Here is a 2,689-nt window from a genome sequence, read left to right as displayed (position 1 = left end):
TATTTGTGTCGTCTTGCTAGTTTTATTGAAAACGCTTTTATTCAGTTTTATAATAAAAGTATGTTTTATAAATCTCCAAAACAATTAAAAGGGAGATGATACAATGTTAGCTTCACCGTTTTACTTACATACATGGAAAAAGTTTATTGATGAAGGAGTCCTTGATTCGAACCGTATAAACGAAAGAATTTCAGAATCATGGTACCGATGTAAACAAGCAAATGTGAATCCTCATATGAGTAAAGGTCAGAAAATTTTGTCTTCTGTTTTTTTTCAAGAACAAAAGAAAAAGAGTGAAATTTTCCTTGATATAGCATTACCTCAAATACAAAATATGAGAAAAACCATTGATGAATTACAAATGATGGCATTATTAATCGATCCAGATGGTTATGTTCTATCGTTAAGTGGAAATAAACAAACGTTAAAGCGAGCGAAACATATTAATTTTATTGAAGGTGTAAAATGGACGGAAGCAGCTGTTGGCACAAATGCAATTGGAACAGCGCTAGAAATTGAAGAAGCTATTATGATAAGTGGTACTGAACATTATACCGTGGCATCTCATAGCTGGAGTTGTGCGGCTGCTCCCATTCATAATGATGATGGGAAATTAATTGGTGTTCTAGATTTCTCGTGTCCAATTGAATTTTCGCATCCATATATGCTCGGTATGGTAACTTCAATTGCACATGCGATAGAACGTGAATGTAGCATAAGAGTTCATCAAAATGAATTACACTTAATTCATCGTTTTTTAGATGTTATTGATAGTGATGAACAAGTAGTTATTTGTAATCATCGTGATGTTATCGTTTCTGCGAGTAAGAGCGTTCGTGAACGAATAAATAATTGGTCAAGAATGAAAGTTGAAGAGTTAATGCACCATGGATTGGAAACTAAATTAGAGATACCGGTATATAGTAATGAAAGAATGATTGGGAAATGTATGTATTTAAAGGAAAACAAACAAATGAATACATATTCTACTTTCACATTTATAAAAGGAATTACTTTTCCAGGAGTTACCGGGACAAGCAGAGCATTTCAACACACACTAGAAGAAATTAAGCTTGTTTCACCGACTGATGCTAGTGTGTATGTATGTGGTGAGACAGGAGTAGGAAAGGAATATGTCGCGAGAGCGATTCATGAAAATAGTCCAAGAAAAGACGGGCCCTTTATAGCTGTTAACTGCGGTTCTTTGCCTAAAGAATTAATGGAAAGTGAATTGTTCGGTTATGCTGAAGGTGCATTTACAGGTGCGCGGCGCCGAGGGTATAAAGGGAAATTTGAACAAGCAAACGGAGGAACATTATTTTTAGATGAAATTGGTGAAGTACCACCAGAGATGCAAGTAGCATTATTGCGTGTTTTACAAGAACGCACAATAACTCCAATTGGGAGTTCAAAATTGGTACCAGTAAATATTCGTATTATTACTGCCACACATAAAGATTTACTACGGTTAGTAGAAGAAGGGAAATTCCGTCAAGATTTATATTATCGTTTGCACGTTTATCCGTTATATGTTCCATCGTTAATAGAAAGAAAAGAGGATATCCCATATTTTATACAACACTTTTGCGAACGGAAGAATTGGAATGTTGTATTTCCAAAGAGTATATACAATCAATTTTTACAACATACATGGCCCGGAAATATTCGGGAACTAGTAAATGTATTAGAACGTATTTACATTTTGTCGCAAGGACGGGAAATATGCGAAAAACAAGTCGTTTTTTTGATACAAACAATGATGGGAAATCAAGAACAACTTGAGTTGCAAGCTGAAAATAAAACAGAACATACATTACATTTTCGCGAAAAAATACAGCGTGATAGCATGATTGAAGCATTACAAAAGACAAATGGAAATGTTTCGTTAGCTGCAAAACTATTAAATGTACCCCGTAGTACATTTTATAAACGAATGCAAAAATATAAGTTATAAAGTAGATTTTTGCAATCTACTTTTTCTTTGTGGGCTCATGTTCTGTCGGAATGTGCGCTTACCGGGGAAATAATAGAATTGTTAGAAGGGAAATTTCCTAATGGAGGTTAGTGTGTGAAGTACATTGAAATTGGAATCGGGAATAGGTGGTTTGTTCGAACGGAAACTGAAAATAAAGATGGGACTGAATTTGAAGAACGAGGTATTATAAAACCTATTTATTTTGAGTCATTATACGTACGTATTTGGTTTCGGAAAACTTGTTTTATTTTTGATACGAAAGAGGGTTTTAAGAAAGATAAGAAGAGAAGGGTTGAATATAAATTTATTGTTGGAATTGTAAGTAGACTGAATAAAGAAAAAGTGGGCTAACATGCGTAGTTATATTGGGCAGGAAATTCTTTTGACTTATATCAAATTCATGAAAAGCACATTTACTAAATATAAATTGTTAATAAAACCGCTAAGAAAACTTAGCGGTTTCTTTTTAAAAAGGGAGGGTTTGCGTATGAATAGGATCGTAACTGTTTTACTTGCAATTATTATAATGGGGTATTCCATTTATAGTTGGAATGATACTTCGGAACTGAGTATGCTAATTTTACAAACGCTTTTAGGGTCTATGTTAGTTAGCTTAGGCGTGCAAAATTTAAAAAATAACGGAAAAGAAAATAGAAGTATAGGAATTGCTTTACTACTCGTGGCTTTGTTTTTAATTGTTGTATCTTTAATAAA

3 protein-coding genes are annotated in these 2,689 nt (G+C 33.6%); all 3 read left to right on the top strand.

Translation table 11 applies throughout. The features are described 5' to 3' along the window. The first annotated feature begins 103 nt into the window (after positions 1-103). On the top strand, positions 104-1,954 hold the full coding sequence (locus tag ACQGS6_RS26080) for a sigma-54-dependent Fis family transcriptional regulator (protein WP_025966134.1): 1,851 nt from the start codon (positions 104-106) through the stop codon (positions 1,952-1,954). Positions 1,955-2,068: 114 nt separating this feature from the next. Next, positions 2,069-2,326 carry a DUF3977 family protein gene (locus ACQGS6_RS26075; protein ID WP_000873842.1) on the top strand — a complete coding sequence of 86 codons (258 nt, stop codon included), beginning with the start codon at positions 2,069-2,071 and terminating at the stop codon, positions 2,324-2,326. 136 nt (positions 2,327-2,462) lie between these two features. After that, on the top strand, positions 2,463-2,689 hold a 227-nt coding region (locus ACQGS6_RS26070), incomplete at its 3' end, for a DUF3953 domain-containing protein (protein WP_426965851.1).

Origin of the sequence: Bacillus sp. GMs2/2, from assembly GCF_050172095.1 — a bacterium.
Lineage (GTDB): Bacteria > Bacillota > Bacilli > Bacillales > Bacillaceae_G > Bacillus_A > Bacillus_A cereus.
The sequence above is the reverse complement of the archived record's forward strand: the minus strand, read 5'-3'. Positions and strand labels throughout refer to the sequence as shown.

Excerpts from the sequence above, each read along its gene's own strand:
- ACQGS6_RS26080 (WP_025966134.1), top strand. The coding sequence starts at position 104 with ATGTTAGCTTCACCGTTTTACTTACATACATGGAAAAAGTTTATTGAT.